General features: G+C 42.4%; 23 protein-coding genes and 1 riboswitch. Of the genes, 5 read left to right on the top strand and 18 right to left on the bottom strand.

Annotation, left to right across the window (positions count from 1 at the left end):
• Positions 1 to 32 precede the first annotated feature (32 nt).
• Complete coding sequence (gene udk, locus M0C34_RS09230; RefSeq protein ID WP_248715335.1) at positions 33 to 677, bottom strand: uridine kinase; 645 nt, start codon at positions 675 to 677, stop codon at positions 33 to 35.
• A 203-nt stretch (positions 678 to 880) separates the two neighbouring features.
• Between udk and metG the strand changes: the two genes are divergently transcribed.
• Positions 881 to 2,932, top strand: a complete 2,052-nt coding sequence (metG, locus tag M0C34_RS09225) for a methionine--tRNA ligase (RefSeq protein WP_248715334.1) — start codon at positions 881 to 883, stop codon at positions 2,930 to 2,932.
• A gap of 34 nt (positions 2,933 to 2,966) precedes the next feature.
• Here metG and M0C34_RS09220 read toward each other — a convergent pair whose 3' ends face one another.
• Both M0C34_RS09220 and M0C34_RS09215 read right to left on the bottom strand, forming a co-directional pair.
• Positions 2,967 to 3,248, bottom strand: a complete 282-nt coding sequence (locus M0C34_RS09220) for an acylphosphatase (RefSeq protein WP_248715333.1) — start codon at positions 3,246 to 3,248, stop codon at positions 2,967 to 2,969.
• 1 nt (position 3,249) lies between these two features.
• Positions 3,250 to 3,849: a hypothetical protein gene (locus tag M0C34_RS09215; protein ID WP_248715332.1), complete on the bottom strand. Its 600-nt coding sequence runs from the start codon at positions 3,847 to 3,849 to the stop codon at positions 3,250 to 3,252.
• Between the two features lie 359 nt (positions 3,850 to 4,208).
• Here M0C34_RS09215 and moeA point away from each other — a divergent pair, with 359 nt between their 5' ends.
• Entirely contained in the window at positions 4,209 to 5,441 is a 1,233-nt protein-coding gene (gene moeA / locus M0C34_RS09210; RefSeq protein WP_248715331.1) for a molybdopterin molybdotransferase MoeA, read from the top strand.
• Here the strand turns inward: moeA and M0C34_RS09205 are convergent, their stop codons facing one another.
• The 15 genes from M0C34_RS09205 to moaA form a co-directional block, all read right to left on the bottom strand.
• Entirely contained in the window at positions 5,442 to 6,479 is a 1,038-nt protein-coding gene (locus M0C34_RS09205) for an ATP-binding cassette domain-containing protein (RefSeq protein WP_248715330.1), read from the bottom strand.
• Positions 6,466 to 7,158 carry a molybdate ABC transporter permease subunit gene (gene modB, locus M0C34_RS09200; protein WP_248715329.1) on the bottom strand — a complete coding sequence of 231 codons (693 nt, stop codon included), beginning with the start codon at positions 7,156 to 7,158 and terminating at the stop codon, positions 6,466 to 6,468. The genes M0C34_RS09205 and modB overlap by 14 nt, the downstream gene beginning before the upstream one ends.
• Before the next feature lie 3 nt (positions 7,159 to 7,161).
• Entirely contained in the window at positions 7,162 to 7,881 is a 720-nt protein-coding gene (gene modA / locus M0C34_RS09195; RefSeq protein WP_248715328.1) for a molybdate ABC transporter substrate-binding protein, read from the bottom strand.
• Positions 7,875 to 8,315 carry a molybdopterin synthase catalytic subunit MoaE gene (gene moaE, locus M0C34_RS09190; protein ID WP_248715327.1) on the bottom strand — a complete coding sequence of 147 codons (441 nt, stop codon included), beginning with the start codon at positions 8,313 to 8,315 and terminating at the stop codon, positions 7,875 to 7,877. Before moaE ends, modA begins: the two co-directional genes overlap by 7 nt.
• Positions 8,316 to 8,564: a molybdopterin converting factor subunit 1 gene (moaD, locus tag M0C34_RS09185; RefSeq protein WP_248715326.1), complete on the bottom strand. Its 249-nt coding sequence runs from the start codon at positions 8,562 to 8,564 to the stop codon at positions 8,316 to 8,318.
• 13 nt (positions 8,565 to 8,577) lie between these two features.
• On the bottom strand, positions 8,578 to 9,057 hold the full coding sequence (gene moaC / locus M0C34_RS09180) for a cyclic pyranopterin monophosphate synthase MoaC (protein ID WP_248715620.1): 480 nt from the start codon (positions 9,055 to 9,057) through the stop codon (positions 8,578 to 8,580).
• Positions 9,054 to 9,572, bottom strand: coding sequence for a molybdenum cofactor biosynthesis protein B (gene moaB / locus M0C34_RS09175; RefSeq protein WP_248715325.1), 519 nt, complete (start codon positions 9,570 to 9,572; stop codon positions 9,054 to 9,056). Before moaB ends, moaC begins: the two co-directional genes overlap by 4 nt.
• The gene (locus tag M0C34_RS09170; RefSeq protein ID WP_248715324.1) at positions 9,569 to 10,156 is read right to left on the bottom strand and encodes a molybdenum cofactor guanylyltransferase; all 588 of its coding nucleotides are present in this window, start codon (positions 10,154 to 10,156) and stop codon (positions 9,569 to 9,571) included. Before M0C34_RS09170 ends, moaB begins: the two co-directional genes overlap by 4 nt.
• A gap of 78 nt (positions 10,157 to 10,234) precedes the next feature.
• Positions 10,235 to 10,366, bottom strand: coding sequence for a TIGR02808 family protein (locus M0C34_RS09165; RefSeq protein ID WP_248715323.1), 132 nt, complete (start codon positions 10,364 to 10,366; stop codon positions 10,235 to 10,237).
• 14 nt (positions 10,367 to 10,380) lie between these two features.
• Positions 10,381 to 10,956: a NapC/NirT family cytochrome c gene (locus M0C34_RS09160; RefSeq protein WP_248715322.1), complete on the bottom strand. Its 576-nt coding sequence runs from the start codon at positions 10,954 to 10,956 to the stop codon at positions 10,381 to 10,383.
• A gap of 26 nt (positions 10,957 to 10,982) precedes the next feature.
• Entirely contained in the window at positions 10,983 to 11,432 is a 450-nt protein-coding gene (locus tag M0C34_RS09155; RefSeq protein ID WP_248715619.1) for a nitrate reductase cytochrome c-type subunit, read from the bottom strand.
• An 84-nt stretch (positions 11,433 to 11,516) separates the two neighbouring features.
• On the bottom strand, positions 11,517 to 14,006 hold the full coding sequence (gene napA, locus M0C34_RS09150; RefSeq protein ID WP_248715321.1) for a nitrate reductase catalytic subunit NapA: 2,490 nt from the start codon (positions 14,004 to 14,006) through the stop codon (positions 11,517 to 11,519).
• Positions 14,003 to 14,263 (bottom strand): chaperone NapD, encoded by a 261-nt coding sequence (locus M0C34_RS09145; protein ID WP_248715320.1) that lies wholly within the window; start codon positions 14,261 to 14,263, stop codon positions 14,003 to 14,005. Before M0C34_RS09145 ends, napA begins: the two co-directional genes overlap by 4 nt.
• A complete protein-coding gene (locus M0C34_RS09140) occupies positions 14,260 to 14,748 on the bottom strand; it encodes a ferredoxin-type protein NapF (protein WP_248715319.1) in 489 nt (162 codons plus the stop codon). The genes M0C34_RS09145 and M0C34_RS09140 overlap by 4 nt, the downstream gene beginning before the upstream one ends.
• 169 nt (positions 14,749 to 14,917) lie before the next feature.
• Positions 14,918 to 15,892 carry a GTP 3',8-cyclase MoaA gene (moaA, locus tag M0C34_RS09135; protein WP_248715318.1) on the bottom strand — a complete coding sequence of 325 codons (975 nt, stop codon included), beginning with the start codon at positions 15,890 to 15,892 and terminating at the stop codon, positions 14,918 to 14,920.
• Positions 15,881 to 16,021, bottom strand: a riboswitch (molybdenum cofactor riboswitch). Its footprint overlaps the gene before it by 12 nt.
• A gap of 100 nt (positions 16,022 to 16,121) precedes the next feature.
• Here moaA and M0C34_RS09130 point away from each other — a divergent pair.
• From M0C34_RS09130 to M0C34_RS09120, 3 genes are read left to right on the top strand one after another with little or no spacing between them, the layout of a single operon-like run.
• A complete protein-coding gene (locus tag M0C34_RS09130) occupies positions 16,122 to 17,828 on the top strand; it encodes a type IV pili methyl-accepting chemotaxis transducer N-terminal domain-containing protein (protein WP_248715317.1) in 1,707 nt (568 codons plus the stop codon).
• Positions 17,825 to 18,460, top strand: a complete 636-nt coding sequence (gene narL, locus M0C34_RS09125; RefSeq protein WP_248715316.1) for a two-component system response regulator NarL — start codon at positions 17,825 to 17,827, stop codon at positions 18,458 to 18,460. The genes M0C34_RS09130 and narL overlap by 4 nt, the downstream gene beginning before the upstream one ends.
• A gap of 15 nt (positions 18,461 to 18,475) precedes the next feature.
• On the top strand, positions 18,476 to 18,709 hold the full coding sequence (locus M0C34_RS09120; protein ID WP_248715315.1) for a hypothetical protein: 234 nt from the start codon (positions 18,476 to 18,478) through the stop codon (positions 18,707 to 18,709).
• Positions 18,710 to 18,895: the final 186 nt, after the last annotated feature.

The raw sequence follows: 18,895 nt of genomic DNA, 5'->3' as shown, positions 1-18,895 counted from the left end.
CTTTCTTACCCTGTAGCGTCTACTAAACAACTCTACGACGCCAGCAGATGTCTTATTTTTGCGTTAATGATGTCAATTGCAATTCGATTTTTTCCGCCTCGTGGGACGATTACATCAGCATACTGTTTTGAGGGTTCAACAAACTGTAAAAACATAGGGCGAACCGTATGGTGGTATTGAGACAATACTGAATCTAATGTTCTACCGCGCTCTTTAAGGTCACGTTGAATGCGACGCGCCAAACAAATATCGAGGGGGGTATCAACGAAAATGCTAATATCTAATTGGTCACGTATCGCCGGGTCGGTAAATAGAAGGATCCCCTCCAGAACTATTATTTTTGTGGGTTGAACGGTTTTAGTTTGTTCCATTCGGTTATTTACAGTGTAGCTATATTGAGGCTGCTCAATCGTAAGCCCCTGTTTTAGCTGTTTAAGGTGACTGACTAATAGCGCGTGGTCCATCGACTTTGGGTGGTCATAATTGGTTTTTTTTCGTTGCTCAGGGGTAATATGACTTTGGTCGTTGTAATAACTATCTTCATTTATAACGGCAATACAGCTATCACCAAGCTCACTACGAATGTCGTTTACAATGGTTTTAGAAAAAAGGCTTTTACCTGAGGCTGAAGCTCCAGAGATGCCGATAACGACAGTATTATGATCTTGATTTTTCATAGAATTAACCTAGTACTTTTGCGGCAATTATAGGTGCAAAGCCACTATTAGTCATTACTGGATTAGACTACAAATAAATATTTGATGCTGATTAGCCATAAGTTATTCAGCTGGCTACTCACCCACTAGGCATCAACAGCCGCTTAGGGTAAGATTGGCTCCCTAGAATCACCTGTTAATTGACTGAGCTTACAGTAGATCACATGACAAACGAACAACGAAAAATACTGGTCACCAGTGCCTTACCTTATGCAAATGGTCCTATTCACTTAGGACACTTACTGGAATATATTCAAACTGATATTTGGGTTCGTTTCCAAAAACTTCGTGGTAATACCTGCACCTACGTATGTGCCGATGATGCCCATGGCACTCCGATCATGCTTAAAGCTCAGCAAATGGGAATTTCACCCGAAGAAATGATCAATCAAGTTCACCTTGAACACAGTGCTGACTTCAAAGAATTTAATATTGAGTTTGATAACTATCACTCGACCCATAGCCCAGAAAACCAAACCTTATCTGAAGGCATTTACAATAAGTTGAATGAAGCTGGGCATATTAAAACCAGAACCATTTCTCAGTTATTTGACCCTGAGAAAAACATGTTTTTGCCCGACCGTTTTGTCAAAGGAACATGTCCCAAATGTGGCAGCGAAGACCAAAATGGCGATAACTGTGATAATTGCGGTGCAACCTATAGTCCAACCGATTTGGTATCGCCAAAATCGGTTATCTCTGGCGCTGAACCGGTACTGAAAGATTCAGAACATTACTTCTTTGATTTGCCTGCATTCCAAACAATGTTAAAAGACTGGACTGTTTCAGGGTCTTTACAAGACGAAATGTCAAACAAACTAAACGAATGGTTTGAGCAAGGATTACAACAGTGGGATATTAGCCGAGACGCCCCCTATTTTGGTTTCAAGATACCAGGTACAGAAGATAAATACTTCTATGTATGGCTAGATGCACCTATCGGCTATATGGGGAGTTTCAAAAATCTTTGTGACAAACGTGACGATCTAGATTTCGATAGTTACTGGAATAAAGACTCTGACGCAGAGGTTTACCACTTCATCGGTAAAGACATCATTTACTTCCACAGCTTATTTTGGCCAGCAATGCTCGAAGGAGCCGGATACCGCAAACCAACGAGTGTATATGCACATGGTTACGTCACGGTAAATGGCGCTAAAATGTCAAAGTCTCGTGGCACCTTTATTAAAGCACGCACTTACCTAGACCATTTAGACCCTGAATACTTGCGTTATTACTACGCGGCCAAATTGAACAACAGAATTGATGACTTAGATTTAAACCTAGAAGACTTTGCTCAAAGGGTTAACTCAGATCTAGTCGGTAAAGTAATCAATATTGCTAGCCGCACAGCTGGCTTCATCAGTAAGCGTTTCAACTCTACCTTATCAAATGAAGTAAGTAACCAAGCGCTATTAGATGAATTTATTGCAGCTGAGCAAACCATCGCCTCGTTATACGAAGGCCGTGAGTTTGGTAAAGCCATGCGCGAAATCATGGCGCTAGCAGATAAAGCTAACCAATACATAGCAGAAGAAGCACCTTGGCAATTAGCGAAAAATGAAGAAACCTTAGAACGTGCTCACCACGTATGTTCAATGGGTATTCACTTATTCCGCGTTCTGATCACTTATTTAAAACCGGTGTTACCAGAGTTAAGTGGCAAAGTTGAGCAATTCTTAAACATAGAGCTAAAATGGTCTGATATTGGTAATACCTTGGTAAACCATGAAATCCAAACTTTTAAAGCCTTAATGCAACGCATTGATATGACGAAAGTTGAAGCAATGGTAGACGCGTCAAAAGACAATTTGCTTGCTGCTCCGGCTGCAAACGAACAGAAACCTCAAATAGACAAAACTGAAAAAGCCGCGTTCGAACCTATCGCAGAAACAATTAGTTTTGACGAATTTGCAAAAATTGATTTACGTATCGCCCGTATCGTAAAAGCTGAACATGTAGAAAAAGCTGAAAAACTACTTCGTTTAGAGCTAGATATAGGCACCGAAACCCGCCAAGTATTTGCAGGCATCAAATCTGCCTATGCGCCTGAAGACTTAGAAGGTAAATTGACGGTGATGGTCGCAAACTTAGCGCCGAGAAAAATGCGCTTTGGCGAATCTCAGGGCATGGTATTAGCGGCGGGACCTGGAGGTAAAGAACTATGGATATTAAGCCCTGATGACGGCGCCCAGCCCGGTATGCGAGTAATGTAATTCAGCACTAAAAATGGCGCCAATGGCGCCTTTTTTAATAACTATTAAACTGACTAAACGTTAAGGTATCTAGCTTAATTAGCTCTTCAGTGACGATATCTTCAACCACCGAAGACGGAGAAGCTGTTTGCAGAAACCCCATTAAAACCATCACGTCTGTTTCATTACCTTCAGCGACAATTTCAACATCACCATCACTAAGATTTTTGGCATAACCGGTTATTGATAGCTGATTTGCCTTGAGCATAATATGGTATCTGTATCCTACGCCCTGTACTTTTCCTTTGGCTAAAACAGTTAAGCGGATTAACGACATATCACCCCATTAATGGTTTTGGTTTACCTAAAATAGAAAAGTCAAAGCCTATCGATTCAAGGGGTAAAGCGTCTAGAGGTACTTTGCAATGATCCAGCTCTAAACAAAAATATCGTTGCAATTGATATTGCGCATTGAGTTGCTCAACCTCTTCAAAGCCAAACTGACTCAATGTCCAGCGTAGCCTCTCATCTCGACAATTGCAGATTAAGCTAAGCAAACTATAACCTTGCTTTAATGCATAACAGCGCGCCCAGTCGACCATCAGCTTTGCTAGACCTTGCCCCGCACTATTACGGCAAACTGTAAGTTTATGCATAAATAGGCTTTCATTTTTTACTTCACTGTTTACTTCAATGGCTCCACAACGAGTATTCAAAATCATTGCTGCTACCGGCCTACCAGCCACATATCCCATAAACATTTCATCTAATCGATGATTAGCGAGTAAGGAATGAGGGGTTATTTGATTTAACTTCCACAGTGGCTCACCTCGTGATTCGAACCAGCTAGCGGCCTCCATAAGTAACTCACAAAATTGATATAACTCTATACTTGATATAGCACGAACCACCATGTGGCTTGTGGCTTTTGAAGACATATCAACTCCCTTGATAAACGCCCAAACTGTGACCAACACCCAGTTGTGAAGATTATGTTACACACATTAAGTATAAGTTAAAAGAACTGTGAGCTTAAATAACGTTGAGATTTGCTATTTCTAATATTACCAACTAAATGGGAAAATCAGTAAATTCAAGCTAAAACCAATAAAACGGCTAAGCTATGCTTATATTGCAGACTAAATGTGATGTCTGAGCGTACCTATAAAACGCAATCATCTGTCGTAAATATTGCATTTTGTAACTGATAATATTCAATAAAAATGTGATAATTCAGTCTTATATGTAGTAAGTGTCGCTATTAGTACCACTCAACAACACCGAGGTAACACACTCAATGGATTGCTGCAGTCAGCCAGGCCTTATGCCAATAGAACAAGCCAAATCAACGCTTACCAACAGCGTTAACATCAAAACAACACCACAAACAATTGGTGTAGATGAGGCCTTGGACAGAATTTTGGCTGAAGATATTGTTTCTCCATTAGATATTCCTCCATTTGATAACAGCGCAATGGATGGATACGCTATTTGCGTTGAACAATTACCAGAAGATAAGCAACTCCCTTTAAGCCACAAAGTATTTGCCGGCGATACGCGCAAACTTAGTGTAGAAGCCGGTCATTGTGTAAGGATTATGACAGGAGCCCCTTTGCCGACGGACTGTGATGCGGTCGAAATGCAAGAAAACACCGAAACAGTCGGTAACTTAGTTCATTTTAAACAGCCAATTACCAAGGGGAAAAACGTTAGGTTTGCTGGAGAAGATGTCAAGCAAGGGCAGGTCGTTATCCCTGCGAGAACACGCCTAAATTCAAGCCATATTGGATTACTTGCAACCTTAGGTATTAAAAATGTTGTTGTTCAAAGCCTGTTGAAAGTTGCCATATTTTCTAGCGGGGATGAACTAATCCAACCAGGGCTGCCACTTAAACACGGCCAGATATACGATAGCAATCGCTTTGCAATAAGAGCGCTACTAAATAAATTGCCTGTAGAAATCATCGATTTAGGGGTGATACCCGATGATAAACAGCAGGTAAACGAGGCTTTCATTAATGCTGATCAACAGGCCGATATTGTTATTTGTAGTGGCGGAGTATCCGTTGGCGAAGCTGATTACACTAAATTAGTACTGGATGAAATTGGCGATATTGGTTTTTGGAAATTAGCCATTAAACCTGGAAAACCTTTCGCATTTGGACAGTTAGCAAATTCTTATTTCGTCGGCTTACCAGGTAATCCAGTGTCAGCCTTCGTTACGTTCTACAAACTTGCGATGTTGGTGATAGCAAAAGCCAGTGACTGGAACTACCAAGAACCATTAAGTCTAAAAGCTACGTCTTTACAAAGTTTTAAAAAGTCTCCTGGGCGCACCGACTTCCAGCGGGGTTACGCCAGTATCAATGAACAAGGTCAGCTCCAAGTACGCTCAACGGGTGCTCAAGGAAGTGCCATTTTCACCAGTCTCACCGACGCCAATTGCTTTATTGTTTTAGAAGAAACCCGCGGTAAAGTGAGTGCTGGCGAACCAGTGAATATCGAAATGTTCGCCAACCCAATGACCTAGTTAAAACTGATTATGTAATTTTACAGCCTTATGCAGCAAAAACACCATTTGGTCTTTAGCCAAGCATAAGGTTTGTTGGGCTCTTGGAGAGATAGGTACAGAAAATACCAGCCCCTCTAAATCCACTTCGATTAAACATTCATTCGCTCGTTGACTAAGCCCCACAACCTTTGCTTGCCACTGGTTTTGCGCACTGCAGTTTTCTACAAAGTGACTAGAAATCACCAAATTTTTAGGTTTAAAGCTAACTAAATGAAAGCTTTGATCTAATAGCTGATCGCTCTCAGCGAGTAGGTATTGTTGTCCGAACTTAAACCATCGCCAGCCGCGATCGGCTTTTCTATCCGATTGAACCACCTTGATAACTAAAGCCTGTTGCTGCTGATCGTTGTATCGATTAATCATCTGTAAACTATCACCCAGTGCTACGGGCTTGTCCGCAGTTAACAGCAATACTTTGTCGCTGAAATAGACTAAGTCCTCCGGGTTATGCGATATCATTAAGCAATCAATGTGGCGAGCGGTTAACCACCTTTTTAAACCTTTGAGTAAAGCTATCGCGCTGCTCCTATCCAGTGCAGAGAATACTTCGTCTAGCAACAACAATTTGGGTTGGCTAGCTAACGCTCTCACTAACGCCACCCTCTGTGCTTGTCCACCCGATAACTGAGTCGCTTTTTTATCCAATAAAGGGACTAATTCAAATAAATTGATAAGCTGTAACAGCTCTTCATTATTGACGCGTTGTACTAATTTTATATTCGCTTTAACACTTAAATGAGGAAATAGATGACTGCCTTGAGTCACAAAGGCTATAGGTCGACGGTGGGGTGGGATATTACAGGAAGCGTTTAACCAGCTTTGCCCATTAAACTGTATCTCACCACGAGATGGCGATTCTAAGCCAGACAATATTCGTAGTAAGGTTGTTTTACCCACTCCAGAGGCGCCAAAAACGCCAGTTAAAGAGGGTAAATCTAATTTACTTGTTTCTAAAAGAAAATCTTCTCTGCGGTAAACTAGGCTAAAACTTAACACCGATGCTCCCTACTCGCTTGCTTTTAGCAGAGAAAAAATAAGTCATCAGCAAAGCAACAAACGAAAAACCTAGCAACACAATAGCGAGACGATGAGCAGCCGCAAAATTCAGGCTTTCTACATGGTCAAATAAGGCGATTGCAATAACTTGGGTTTCACCAGGAATATTACCGCCAATCATCAATACCACCCCAAATTCGCCTAAAGTATGAGCGAAGCCTAAAACCATTGCCACCAAAAACCCATTTTTAGCTAAGGGCAATTCTACTGCGACTAGTTGCTTCCACTTGGCCATTCTCAGCACTTTAGCGGCATCTAATACGCCAGGTTCTATTTGTTTGAATGCACTTTGTATGGGCTGAACCACAAATGGCAAGGAATAGAGACAAGAAGCAAATACCAAACCTGAAAAACTGAACGCGAGTTGATTGCCGGTCAATTGCAGCCACCATTGGCCTAGCATGCTATCTGGGGCGAAACCAATAAGTAGATAAAAACCGAGGACGGTGGGTGGTAACACAATCGGTAACGCGACAATCGCTTCCACAATATGCTTTAACTTAGATTCGCTTCTCGCTAGCCACCAAGCTAAAGGCGTACCAAGCAGCAGCAATATTAAACAGCTTAGTGAAGCAAGTTTAATCGATAATAGGATGGCTTGAAATTCTGCTTCGGTCATTGCTTAAGGTAATAAATATCCGTTGTCAGTAATAATAGTCTGCGCCTTAGCGCTCGATAAATATTGATAAAAGCCCAAAGCTTGTGGAGTATCTTCAAGCAATGCAACATGTTGAGCAAGCCTTTGATGAAAGTGGGTAGGCACCAACCAATAAGAACCATCAAACAACGCGTGCGTTGAGCGAGCGACAAAACCGCCCGCTACGTTACCGGTTACAATAAATTGATAAACCTGTGAGACATTGTTAGCGAGAATAAGCTTGCTGGTTAGGCCTTTTTGTTTCACTAATTGATCTGCTGCTAAGCCGTACGGCGCCAGTTTAGGATTGGCATAAGCAACACCAAATTGCCACTCTCGCCATAATTGTTCGCCCATTACAGGCTGCCCGTAAGCATTGGTATAGTTAGGGGCCCAAAACACTAACTGACCAACAGCGTATGGTTTCTGTGCTAATGCGTATTGGTTTGTAAACAGCAATTTGGCACGCTGCTCATCTGCTGAAAAAAACAAGTCAAAGGGCGCGCCATGCAGCACCTGATTATACAGTACACCAGTAGACGCACTGGAAATGCGGTAAACAAAATTGGAATTTACTGCTTGGTAATCTTTCGCTAGCAATTCTAGCGTGGCTTTGAAGTTAGCAGCAACCGCCATCGTAACCGGAGCTGCATTGACGATGTTAGCCATGACCATGAGTAACACAGTAACCAACAGTTTTACCATTTGTTCTTCGCTTTTAGATCAGACTCTCTAGCATCTAACCAAATATCGCCTTGTGAAGTACGTTCTTTTTTCCAAAACGTTGCCTGAGTTTTTAAGTAATCCATAATGAAGTGGCAGGCTTCAAAAGATGCTTCACGGTGCGCACTGTTAACCCCAACAAATACTATTTGCTCGTTAACATCTAAATCTCCCACTCGATGCACAACACTAGCATCTTGAATTGGCCACCGCGTTCGAGCTTGATCTACAATCCGAGCTAATTGTGATTCAGTCATGCCAGGATAGTGCTCTAGGTGCAAGCCTTGTACTTGTTCACCCAAATTCATGTCCCTGACTAAACCAACAAAAAACACTATCGCTCCCGCACTGGCTCGATTTCTTAAGCGTTGATACTCCTCGCCAACATCAAAATCTTGTTGTTGTACACGAATCATTTAGCCTCCTGTCACCGGGGGGAAAAAAGCGACCTCATCACCATTTTTAAGTCGCTGTACATCATTTATCTGTTGTTGATTTAGCGCAACAAGCACGGAATCATCAGCTAACACCGACCAAGCGGAGCCAGTGTTAATTAACTGTTCAGTTAAATTTTCAGTATTACTGCCTTCTACCAGCTCTATATTTATACTTGAGCAGCCAAGCTGTTCTTTTAGCCGAGCAAAAAATAGTACCTTGATTAACATAAGCTCACCTTAATTATTGGGCGCAAAAAGATCCTGATTTTCCACCATGCTTCTCCAGAAGCTTAATATCTTTAATCACAATATCTTTTTGGATCGCTTTACACATATCGTAAATGGTTAAAGCTGCAACACTGGCGGCCGTAAGTGCTTCCATTTCTACGCCCGTTTGCCCTTTTAATTTGGCTGTACTGATTACGGTGATAAGTCCTGCAGTTTCGTTCAAGTCCAACTCAACCGTGACTTTACTCAGCATCAAAGGATGACAAAGCGGAATTAACTCTGAGGTTTTTTTAGCCGCTTGGATACCCGCGATACGCGCACAAGCAAATACATCACCTTTATGTTGCTCGCCACTGATTAAGCTAGCCACTGTTTGTTGATTAATTTCAACTAGAGCTTGAGCCTTGGCTATTCGGCTTGTTTCTGACTTATCAGAAACATCGACCATAATCGCTTCTCCTGATGCATTGATATGGCTAAAGTCGCTCATTATTTTTGCCCTATGTGCGGTACGAAGTTACAGGGCTTGTGAGTGCTATTCAGTTGCTCTAACAGTATTTTTTGCCACGCTGTTTTACACGCATTGGTTGAGCCGGGTACACAAAAAATGACGGTTTTATTGGCAAAGCCACCCAAGGCTCTACTTTGAACGGTGGATGTTCCTATTTCGGTATACGAGATATAACGAAACAATTCGCCAAAGCCTTCAATGTCTTTATCAAATAACACACTCACCGCTTCAGGCGTATTATCTCTTGCTGTAAACCCTGTACCGCCGGTCGAAATAACGCAATCCACTTCAGGGTCTGCGATCCATTGACTCAACACAGCTCTTATTTTATACACGTCATCGATTACAATTTGCTTATCGGCTAAGTTGTGCCCAGCCTGTTGCAATGCACTGACTAAGTACTGTCCAGAGGTATCTGTTTGTTCATCTCGAGTATCTGAAACCGTCAGTACGGCAATATTTAGGAATGTTTGAGTATTATTCGCCAAATGGCTCATGAATTTTCTCCAAGTGAATTTACAACGAACTGCCATTGCTCGGGTGTATTGGTGTTTATCAAAGAAGCTTGCATAGCTTGGGGTAAATCTACGGCAGTTGCTTGAATAAGTGACAAAAATGCTTTAATTGACCGCTGTTTTTGCTCTGAATAATCAAGAACATCTTTCAGTAATTGAATATTACTAGCGTTCGCTTGAACGACTAAAGGGAAAACGCTATTCAAACAAGAATAGTTAGCTGGTTGGTCAGTGTAGTGCTGAACTAAACAGTCGATAACCTGATTACTTAGCAAAGGCATATCAACCGGTACAATCAAACAGGCATCGCCCTCTAAGGTTTCTAAACAACTTAATATACCGGATAGAGGACCATGTGACTCCCCTTTATCCGCGATGCAGCGAAACGCTGGATAATAACCACTAACATAACAGGGACTAGCCAGTACCGCTTCAAGTTGATTCACTTTCGTCGCCAATAGGGTTTTGCCCTTTAATGAGAGCATTGCTTTGTCGGTGCCCATACGGCGAGATTGTCCGCCGGCTAACACCACCCCATGAATGATTGTATGAATTTTTTTTTGCATGCTCTAAAAAGTAAAAACACTTAGTAGGCCAATAATGCCTACTAAGTGTTAGGATGAAAAGGCTTAATCAAGCCTAAGTTATTGGTCTTTATCCCATTTAGATAGAATAGCTAGAGAAATAACCGCAACTCCAACAAAACCCATCACAAAAATAGTCGGCATAGCGGCATAACCTAACACATGCCAAAAAACTGATTCTAAAGTACTCATGTGTTTTCCTTAATTTACTGCCAACCTTCAACGCCACTCATATCGGGTAAGCGGTGTGCAATTCCTTTATGGCAATCTACACAGGTTTTCTCTCCGCTAGCTAAAGCGTCTGAGTGTTGCGCCACGCTTCGGGGGCGTTGTTCAGAAAAGTCCATAAATTCAAACTCATGACAGTTACGACATTCCTGTGAATCATTTTCTTTCATACGATGCCATTCTCTGCCAGCTAAGTAACCGCGCCGTTCCTCAAATTTCTCTTGGGTGCTAATTGTTCCCATAGCAAAGGCTATCAACTCTTTACTGGCTTGTACCTTACGAACAATTTTATCGGTCCAATTATGTGGTACATGGCAATCGGAACAGATAGCCCGCACTCCTGAACGGTTAGAGTAGTGAATAGTTTCTTGAATTTCAGCAACAATCGGCGCATGACAACCTGAACAAAAAGCCTCGGTATTAGTGGCTTCCATTCCCGTGTTAAAGGCACCCCAAAATAGAATACCACCGGTAAAACCGAGCGCTAACACTACACCCACAGCAGCTTTGCTGGGTGTACTGAGTTTTCGCCAAAATGCTTTTAGTAACTTCATAATTTAGCCTCTGGTTAAACTTGTATTTAGCGTAATGACTCAACACGTTGGTAATCATTTTCTATCAACGGCGCGGCTTCATTTTGAGGCACATGGCACTGTAAACAGAAATAACGACGAGGAGACACATCCGCTAACACTTGACCATCTCGAGCTTCATAGTGAGTCACACTGATCTTAGTTGCTCCACTTTCGCGAGCATTCTTCCAACTATGACAAGACAAACATTTATTGGCGTTTAAACTCATTTCATAGTGACGTATTTGATGCGGTATCAACGGTGGTTGAAACACATAGTCACTTTCGTAAGGTTTATCCTGTTCTACGACATGTTTTAGATTGGCGGCCTGTTTCTGAGTATTTAACTCAGTATCACCTCTTAATGAGGCGACCCCACCATTACTTACGTAATCATTGGCTACAACGGCTCCGCAAAGCAGAAGGCTGGTTATAAAGCCGGACATTAATACTCGCATTTTCATAATACTCTCTCCGCCACCTTGGCAAACTTTTCTAACGAAGTATTAACAGCGAGGGGCTCTCAATACTTCTCAATTGCGTTAAACCTTCACTAACTTCACGGCACACTTTTTAAAGTCAGTCTCTTTTGAGAGAGGGTCTGTGGCATCTAAAGTGAGCTTATTGGTTAGCTGCTTGGCATCGAACCAAGGCATAAATACAAGGCCTTTTGGCGGACGGTTTCGGCCGCGAGTTTCAATACGTGATTTAACTTCACCGCGGCGTGATTGAATGAGTACTTCATCACCTCGTTTAAATCCACGTTGCTTTGCATCCTCTGGATGAATAAATAACACTGCATCAGGAAAGGCTCGATAGAGTTCCGGTACACGTCGTGTCATCGACCCAGAGTGCCAATGCTCCAAAACACGCCCCGTGCTTAGCCACAAATCAAACTCTTCATCTGGAGACTCTGCAGCAGGCTCAAAAGGCGTAGCAATAATGAACGCTTTACCATCTGGCTTACCATAAAAGTGTACTTCTTGACCTGGTTTTACATAAGGGTCTGAGCCTTCACGGAAACGCCACCGCGTTTCTTCTCCATTCACGACGGGCCAACGTAGTCCACGCACTTTGTGGTAGGTATCAAATGGGGCTAAGTCATGGGCATGGCCACGGCCAAACAAGGCGTATTCTTCAAATAACCCTTTTTGCAGGTAAAAACCAAAGTCTTTTGATTCATCATTTAACTTAGCATCAACCTGTTCGACTGGATATTGATCCACCACACCGTTACGGTAAAGCACATCATAGAGGGTTTTACCTTTATACTCAGGCTTCTTAGCTATTAGCTCAGCTGGCCATACTTCTTCTACAGTGAAGCGTTTCGAAAACTCAACTAACTGCCATAAATCAGATTTAGCGTCACCTGGTGGTGACACCTGTTGATGCCAGAATTGAGTACGACGTTCAGCGTTACCATAAGCGCCTTCTTTTTCAACCCACATGGCGGTTGGCAAAATCAAATCCGCGGCTTGAGCTGTCACCGTGGGGTACGGGTCAGAGACCACAATAAAGTTTTCAGGATTTCGGTAACCGGGTAAACCTTCCTCATTAATATTGGGTGCGGCCTGCATATTGTTGTTACACATGACCCAATATGCGTTAAGTTTACCGTCTTTCAGCATCCGATTTTGTAATACGGCGTGGTAGCCAGGTTTGGGCGGAATAGCACCTTCGGGAAGCTGCCAAATATCTTCTGCAATTTTTCTATGTTTGGGGTTATTCACCACCATATCGGCAGGTAAACGATGCGAGAATGTTCCCACTTCGCGTGCAGTGCCACAGGCCGATGGTTGCCCTGTTAACGAGAACGGGCTATTACCCGGCTCGGAAATTTTGCCCGTTAACAAATGAATATTGTAACAAGAACAGTTTGCCCAAACGCCACGGGTATGCTGGTTAAAGCCCATAGTCCAGAACGACGTCACTTTGACATTGGGATCGGCGTAATCTTTTGCTAACGCTTCGAGTTTTTCTGCTGGTACGCCTGACAGTTTAACCACCGCGTCTAGATTGTAGTCTTTTAGGAACTCGCGATATTCATCGAAACTCATATCGGTCATTTTTCCAGAATCGGGGTTCGCAGCGGCTTTCTGCAAGGGATGTTCTGGGCGTAAACCATAACCGATATCCGTTTCACCGCGTTTAAAATGAGTATGTTTGTTAACAAAATCCCAGTTAACTTTGTCATTCTCAATTATGTAATGGGCGATATAGTTGAGAATGGCTAAATCTGTTTGCGGGGTAAATACCATCCCGTTATCCGCCAACTCAAAACTACGATGTTCAAAGGTAGATAAGACATGAACTTTAACGTGAGGAGCAGATAAACGACGATCGGTTAATCGTGACCATAGAATCGGATGCATTTCGGCCATATTCGAGCCCCAAAGCACAAACGAATCAGCCGCTTCAAGATCATCGTAACAACCCATCGGCTCATCGATCCCGAAGGTACGCATAAAGCCCCCTACTGCTGAAGCCATACAATGGCGTGCATTAGGATCGAGGTTATTGGTTAAGAACCCCGCTTTATGTAACTTGGCGGCAGCGTAACCCTCCCAAACAGTCCACTGGCCTGAACCAAACATACCGACAGAGGTTGGCCCTTTATCAGCAAGCGCCTGTTTCCATTTTTCAGCCATAATATCGAAAGCTTGGTCCCAAGAAACCGGAGCAAACTCGCCATTTTTGTCAAATTTACCGTCTTTCATACGCAATAAAGGCGTAGTTAAGCGGTCTTTTCCGTACATAATTTTAGAAAGGAAGTAACCTTTAATACAGTTTAAACCTTTGTTTACCGGCGATTCAGGGTCACCTTGGGTAGCGACTACTTTGCCATTTTGCGAGCCGACTAACACACTACAACCAGTACCACAAAATCGACAGGCGGCCTTATCCCAGGTCACTTTTGTTTCTTCAGAAGTGGTAATTAGATTTGTCGCACTGGCCGGTATAGTGATACCGGCCACGGTGGCGGCGGCACTGACCGCATTCGCTTTAACAAATTGTCGGCGTGTCCATTTCATGATGCGTCCTCATTGGCTGATTCAAATTGGTGGAATACTAAATTACTGCTTAGCACCGCTTCCAACTTTCCGATATCTTCTAGGGTCGTTACGATGTTGTTGCGCATTTCACTTTCGATAGAGACAACAATTTTTCCCTCGGGGTTAAAACCATGTACCTCTAATCCAGCTAAACTGCTTATTTGGTCGATAACTTCAGTGATTCGGTCAGGCTGACACATCACCACTGCGCTACTAATGTGGTACTCGTCGTTCATCCAACTTCCTTAATTTCAATGGCATTGCTGGGGCATACAGAAATACAAGCACCACAACTATTACATTCTACCGAGTCGATATTGACCTCAGCTTTTCCGGCTAACAATGGTTTAATCGATATCGCTCGTTGATCACAGCTATCACTGCAAGTACGACAATAAACGCCATTTTGAGCTAAGCAGTTAGCGCCATTAACCACGACTGAATTAGTCCAAGCGGGGTGTTCTTCAAGATGAAACAAAGATTCAGGGCAAGATTCGGCACACTGGTAACAAAACGTACATTCACCTTTTGTAAAATCAATGGTAGGAAAACCACCACTTCCTTTGACAATAATCTTCTCTGGGCACGCTTTTGAGCATTCTCCACATTGGCTACAGCCCTTGTCGATTGCTTCGATTAACCAAGGCAAAGAGTGATGTTGTTTATTGTGAGCCGTTGGACTGCTTCCAAACATACGCCGTTTAGACAGATCTACCGACATCCTCGTTCCTTTCCAAACTGGGCTTTACCCAAACGACAAAACCCCTTAGGTTTCTATTGGAATAAGCGTAGAAGTTATTAACATTCAATAACATACCTCTAAAGAGGTGTTTGTGTGAATGATTGACTTAGATCAAGTATAGTGCGTGATTTCTATCACGCACTTAAACTTAGCCGCCGATAGAAGCGAGGTGGGGAGTAGCGCCGGTGTTGCCGTCGTGAAGGAAATGACTCACTTTTTTGGTTTGCAAGGCGGTTTCAATTCGTTGCATTAACTGATCTTGCTGGGCGCTATTTGACAATAAATCTCGTAAGTCGACGCCCTCTTCACCAAATAAACAAAGGTGTAATTTTCCAAGTGATGAAATTCTTAAGCGATTGCAGCTGGCACAAAAATCGTTAGAGTATGGCATGATTAAACCAATTTTACCGGCGTAATCGGGGTGATGAAAAACTTGAGCAGGGCCGGCATTGTGAGCTCTAATTTGCTGCTCCCACCCCTGTCGTAGCAAGAGAGTTTTGAAGCCATCCCCTGCTATATGGTGCTGTTCAAAATACTCTGGGTGATCACCCATTTGCATCAATTCAATAAAACGAACCTCTACGGGGCGGTGTTTAATCCACTCGAGATACTTTATAAAATTCGTTTCAGCCATGTGTTTAATAAGAACGGCATTAAGCTTAACCGCTTCAAACCCTTGATTTAAGGCTTCGTCTACTCCTCGCATTACTTTACTAAAGGTCTTAGTCCCAGTTATCAACTCAAACTGGCGAGGGTCTAAACTGTCAACACTAACATTCACATGGCTTAAGCCTGCTTCTTTCCATCGCTTGGCATGACTGGCCAATTTAAAACCATTAGTGGTCATGGCGAGTTGCTTAATACCTTCGGTTTGAGAGCAAATTTGCATTACCTCAACGAGGTCTTTGCGCAAACTAGGTTCGCCTCCGGTTAAACGGATTTTATTGGTACCTAACTTCGCAAAGCAACGAGCGAGTAGTTCGATCTCTGATAGAGACAAATTGGCATGGGGTGTTTCACAGTGATAACCGTCGGGCAGACAATAATCACACTTAAAGTTACAGACGTCAGTCAGAGAAAGACGCAAATAGAAAAACTTTCGGTCAAACGAATCCGATAACATAAATCAACCTTTCCAAATGCGGGAGGCAAAGCCATTTCTGAACTCTACCCTGCTTAGTCTATTGCTAAGGGTCTAAACGCCATATCATTCTGACTTAGGTCATTTTAGACTTCGGTGATAGGTTTAATGCTATGCAATAAAACCGGATTTGTTAAGTGCTTTGTGTTCAAGATACAATTATAAATCTTGATACTGCTAGCTAATCTCTCATAAATACAAGGATTTCAGCTTGAAACGTTTTTTTGGCAAACGCTCTATTGGCATAGCGATTATTCGCTTACTTAGCCTGATGATGTTTTTATTTGCATTGGTAGCGGTAAGTTCATTAACCACTTTGGTAAACAGTTTAAAAGATGCCGAAGCAATCAACGTTGCCGGCTCACTGCGCATGCAAAGCTACCGTATGGCGCACGCTTTAAATATAGGCGCTACCGATATTAAGCCAAAGATCAGCCAATTTGAAAACTCTCTAAACAGCCCTTCGTTGAAAAAAGTTGCCAAACAAGACGATACGATTTTGCAACATTATCAAGCCGTACAAGACAGATGGAAACAATTGAAGCCAGTGGTAAGCTCTCGCGATGTAGCCGCTTTTGATTTAGAAATCGTCGCTTTTGTCGACCTTATCGACGATTTTGTAGCCCAAACGCAATATAGCTCTGAACAAAAAGTGTTCTCTTTAACCTTGCTACAGCTCATCGCCTTCGCAATTATCACCATTATTGCTATTTATACCTTGTGGTATATGCGAAGAAATATCTCCAAGCCTATATACAAGCTAGTTGAAGCAGCTAAGCAAGTGCAAAACGGTGATTTTAAGTTAGATTTAGCAACCCGTTATGACAGTATCGAAATGGAAACTTTGTCTAAAGCCATCATTTCTATGTCTAAAGACTTAGAACGTTCTTACCAGAACCTAGAAAACCAAGTAAAAGATAAAACCAAAGAATTGAGGCACGCAAATCGCGACCTAAACTTCTTATACCAACTAGAACAAGAGTTGTTTAACAGCGACTTAAACCAACAGCATCTAGAGCGATCGTTAAAATTACTATGCGAAACCTTAGCGGTTAGTGATGCGAAGCTTTACTTAGAAAAATTGGATATAAGCATAGAAATTGGTGAAACGAATGAAAGCTTGGTATCGCCTAGAGAGTTGAGACTTGAAAACGAACATTACGGGTATTTACAGTTACCCGCTATTGCCCATAGCCAACAAGCTATTGTAAATAGCTACAGTCGAACCGTGACCAAAGTTTTAAGATTTGAACAGAGCTTACTGCAAAAACAAAAATTATTGTTAATGGAAGAACGTGCCACTATCGCGCGTGAGTTGCATGATTCACTCGCTCAGACTCTATCTTATTTAAAAATACAAACCAGCTTGTTACAGAGGCAACTTAAAAACCACCCTGCAGATGTCGAGCAAAGCTGGATCATCAGCGAAGAAATAAAAAATGTACTTGGCGCGGCTTACGCTCAGCTACGAGAGCTACTGTCCACTTTCAGATTGACCATTAAGAATGCCTTACTTACCGAATCTCTAAAAGTATTAGTGAAAGAGCTTAACAATCAGCACCCCCAAACCATTGTATTATCCAGTGATCTGAGTAATGACATGGTGGAAGCAGATAAACAAATCCATATTATCCAAATCGTTAGAGAAGCTATCATTAACGCTCTCAAACATGCTGATTGTGATACAATTTCAGTCACTTGTATTGGTGATACTGAACAAATAACCTTAGAAGTCTCTGATGATGGACTACGAGGAAATAAACTAAAACAAGTTAATGACCATTACGGGCTGCAGATAATGCAAGAACGAGCTCAACGTTTAAACGGTCAAATTAATTTCGATCAATCTTTAAGTGGCGGAGTTTCCGTTAAACTAAGTTTCCCGCTTCTCAGTAAACAAGGAACTACCGAACTATGAGCAATACTATTAGCATTCTTGTTGTCGACGACCACCCTCTTATGCGTAAAGGGATCGTACAATTTTTAAGTATTGAACCTGACTTCAATGTAATCGCTGAAGCAGGAAGTGGCGCTCAAGCAGTCGAGTTATGTAACGAATTAGAGCCTGATGTAATATTGTTAGACCTCAATATGAAAGGCCTGTCTGGCTTAGACACACTAAAGCTATTACGGGAAAAGCAAATATCATCTACCATCATTATTTTAACCGTGTCCGATGCAAAACAAGATGTGATTAAATTGATTAATGCTGGCGCCGATGGCTACTTGCTAAAAGATATGGAGCCAGAACAACTTCATGAACAGCTGAAGAAAGCCGCAGCAGGGCAACAAGTCCTTAGCGACGAATTACTCCCTTACTTAAATTGCTTGCACGAGAATGATGAATTTGCAGACAAATTGGCTACCGTAACCAAACGAGAACTGCAAACACTCAATGAGATAGCTAAAGGAGCGAGTAATCGAGAAGTGGCATCTAGCCTCAAAATAACCGAAGGTACTGTCAAGGTTCACGTAAAAAGTTTACTCAGAAAACTTAACGCTAAATCTCGGGTAGAGTTAACGGTTATGTACCTAGAGCACATGGCTTAAGCGGTTAAGGTGCTAATGAACAAGCTTATTTTAGGACTAGAAGTTGTTCTAGTTGCGCTTTCAACAGCGTGTTTCTTGCAAGCAATATATTGGCACTCTCAACGCCACCAAGAGTGGCTGCGACCTTTCTTGGTTTTTTTTAAACCTGTTAACGACCTCACTGCCAGAGAATACCAACGCATTAAATATGGCCTATGGTTAGTCATCGCGTTGGTGGTTATTGACCTACTGAGAAACGGCTTAATTTAGCAAAATCAACGGCCTTTAAGAAAACCGATCGTTTATTTACCCTCGGTTTGGCCGGTCCACCCCGGCTTATAGTGAGCCACAAGTACCCCTATCCCCCGTCTAATGATGCCCTGTTCGTCGCTACATCTATGGGGTCGCCCAGATCGAAATTTAGTCGACACGAACCCGTTGGCCTTAGTCTTACTA

The organism is Agarivorans sp. TSD2052, assembly GCF_023238625.1.
Taxonomy (GTDB): domain Bacteria; phylum Pseudomonadota; class Gammaproteobacteria; order Enterobacterales; family Celerinatantimonadaceae; genus Agarivorans.
This window is presented reverse-complemented; position numbering and strand designations above follow the sequence as displayed.

Bases quoted from the DNA above. Each gene is read 5' to 3' on its own strand.
- metG (WP_248715334.1), top strand. From the start codon at position 881: ATGACAAACGAACAACGAAAAATACTGGTCACCAGTGCCTTACCTTAT.
- moeA (WP_248715331.1), top strand. From the start codon at position 4,209: ATGGATTGCTGCAGTCAGCCAGGCCTTATGCCAATAGAACAAGCCAAA.
- M0C34_RS09170 (WP_248715324.1), bottom strand. From the start codon at position 10,156: ATGCAAAAAAAAATTCATACAATCATTCATGGGGTGGTGTTAGCCGGC.
- M0C34_RS09145 (WP_248715320.1), bottom strand. From the start codon at position 14,263: ATGAACGACGAGTACCACATTAGTAGCGCAGTGGTGATGTGTCAGCCT.
- napA (WP_248715321.1), bottom strand. From the start codon at position 14,006: ATGAAATGGACACGCCGACAATTTGTTAAAGCGAATGCGGTCAGTGCC.
- moaE (WP_248715327.1), bottom strand. From the start codon at position 8,315: ATGATTCGTGTACAACAACAAGATTTTGATGTTGGCGAGGAGTATCAA.
- moaD (WP_248715326.1), bottom strand. From the start codon at position 8,564: ATGTTAATCAAGGTACTATTTTTTGCTCGGCTAAAAGAACAGCTTGGC.
- modA (WP_248715328.1), bottom strand. From the start codon at position 7,881: ATGGTAAAACTGTTGGTTACTGTGTTACTCATGGTCATGGCTAACATC.
- M0C34_RS09215 (WP_248715332.1), bottom strand. From the start codon at position 3,849: ATGTCTTCAAAAGCCACAAGCCACATGGTGGTTCGTGCTATATCAAGT.
- narL (WP_248715316.1), top strand. From the start codon at position 17,825: ATGAGCAATACTATTAGCATTCTTGTTGTCGACGACCACCCTCTTATG.
- M0C34_RS09140 (WP_248715319.1), bottom strand. From the start codon at position 14,748: ATGTCGGTAGATCTGTCTAAACGGCGTATGTTTGGAAGCAGTCCAACG.
- M0C34_RS09220 (WP_248715333.1), bottom strand. From the start codon at position 3,248: ATGTCGTTAATCCGCTTAACTGTTTTAGCCAAAGGAAAAGTACAGGGC.
- M0C34_RS09120 (WP_248715315.1), top strand. From the start codon at position 18,476: ATGAACAAGCTTATTTTAGGACTAGAAGTTGTTCTAGTTGCGCTTTCA.
- M0C34_RS09160 (WP_248715322.1), bottom strand. From the start codon at position 10,956: ATGAAGTTACTAAAAGCATTTTGGCGAAAACTCAGTACACCCAGCAAA.
- udk (WP_248715335.1), bottom strand. From the start codon at position 677: ATGAAAAATCAAGATCATAATACTGTCGTTATCGGCATCTCTGGAGCT.
- moaA (WP_248715318.1), bottom strand. From the start codon at position 15,892: ATGTTATCGGATTCGTTTGACCGAAAGTTTTTCTATTTGCGTCTTTCT.
- moaB (WP_248715325.1), bottom strand. From the start codon at position 9,572: ATGAGCCATTTGGCGAATAATACTCAAACATTCCTAAATATTGCCGTA.
- M0C34_RS09165 (WP_248715323.1), bottom strand. From the start codon at position 10,366: ATGAGTACTTTAGAATCAGTTTTTTGGCATGTGTTAGGTTATGCCGCT.
- M0C34_RS09155 (WP_248715619.1), bottom strand. From the start codon at position 11,432: ATGCGAGTATTAATGTCCGGCTTTATAACCAGCCTTCTGCTTTGCGGA.
- modB (WP_248715329.1), bottom strand. From the start codon at position 7,158: ATGACCGAAGCAGAATTTCAAGCCATCCTATTATCGATTAAACTTGCT.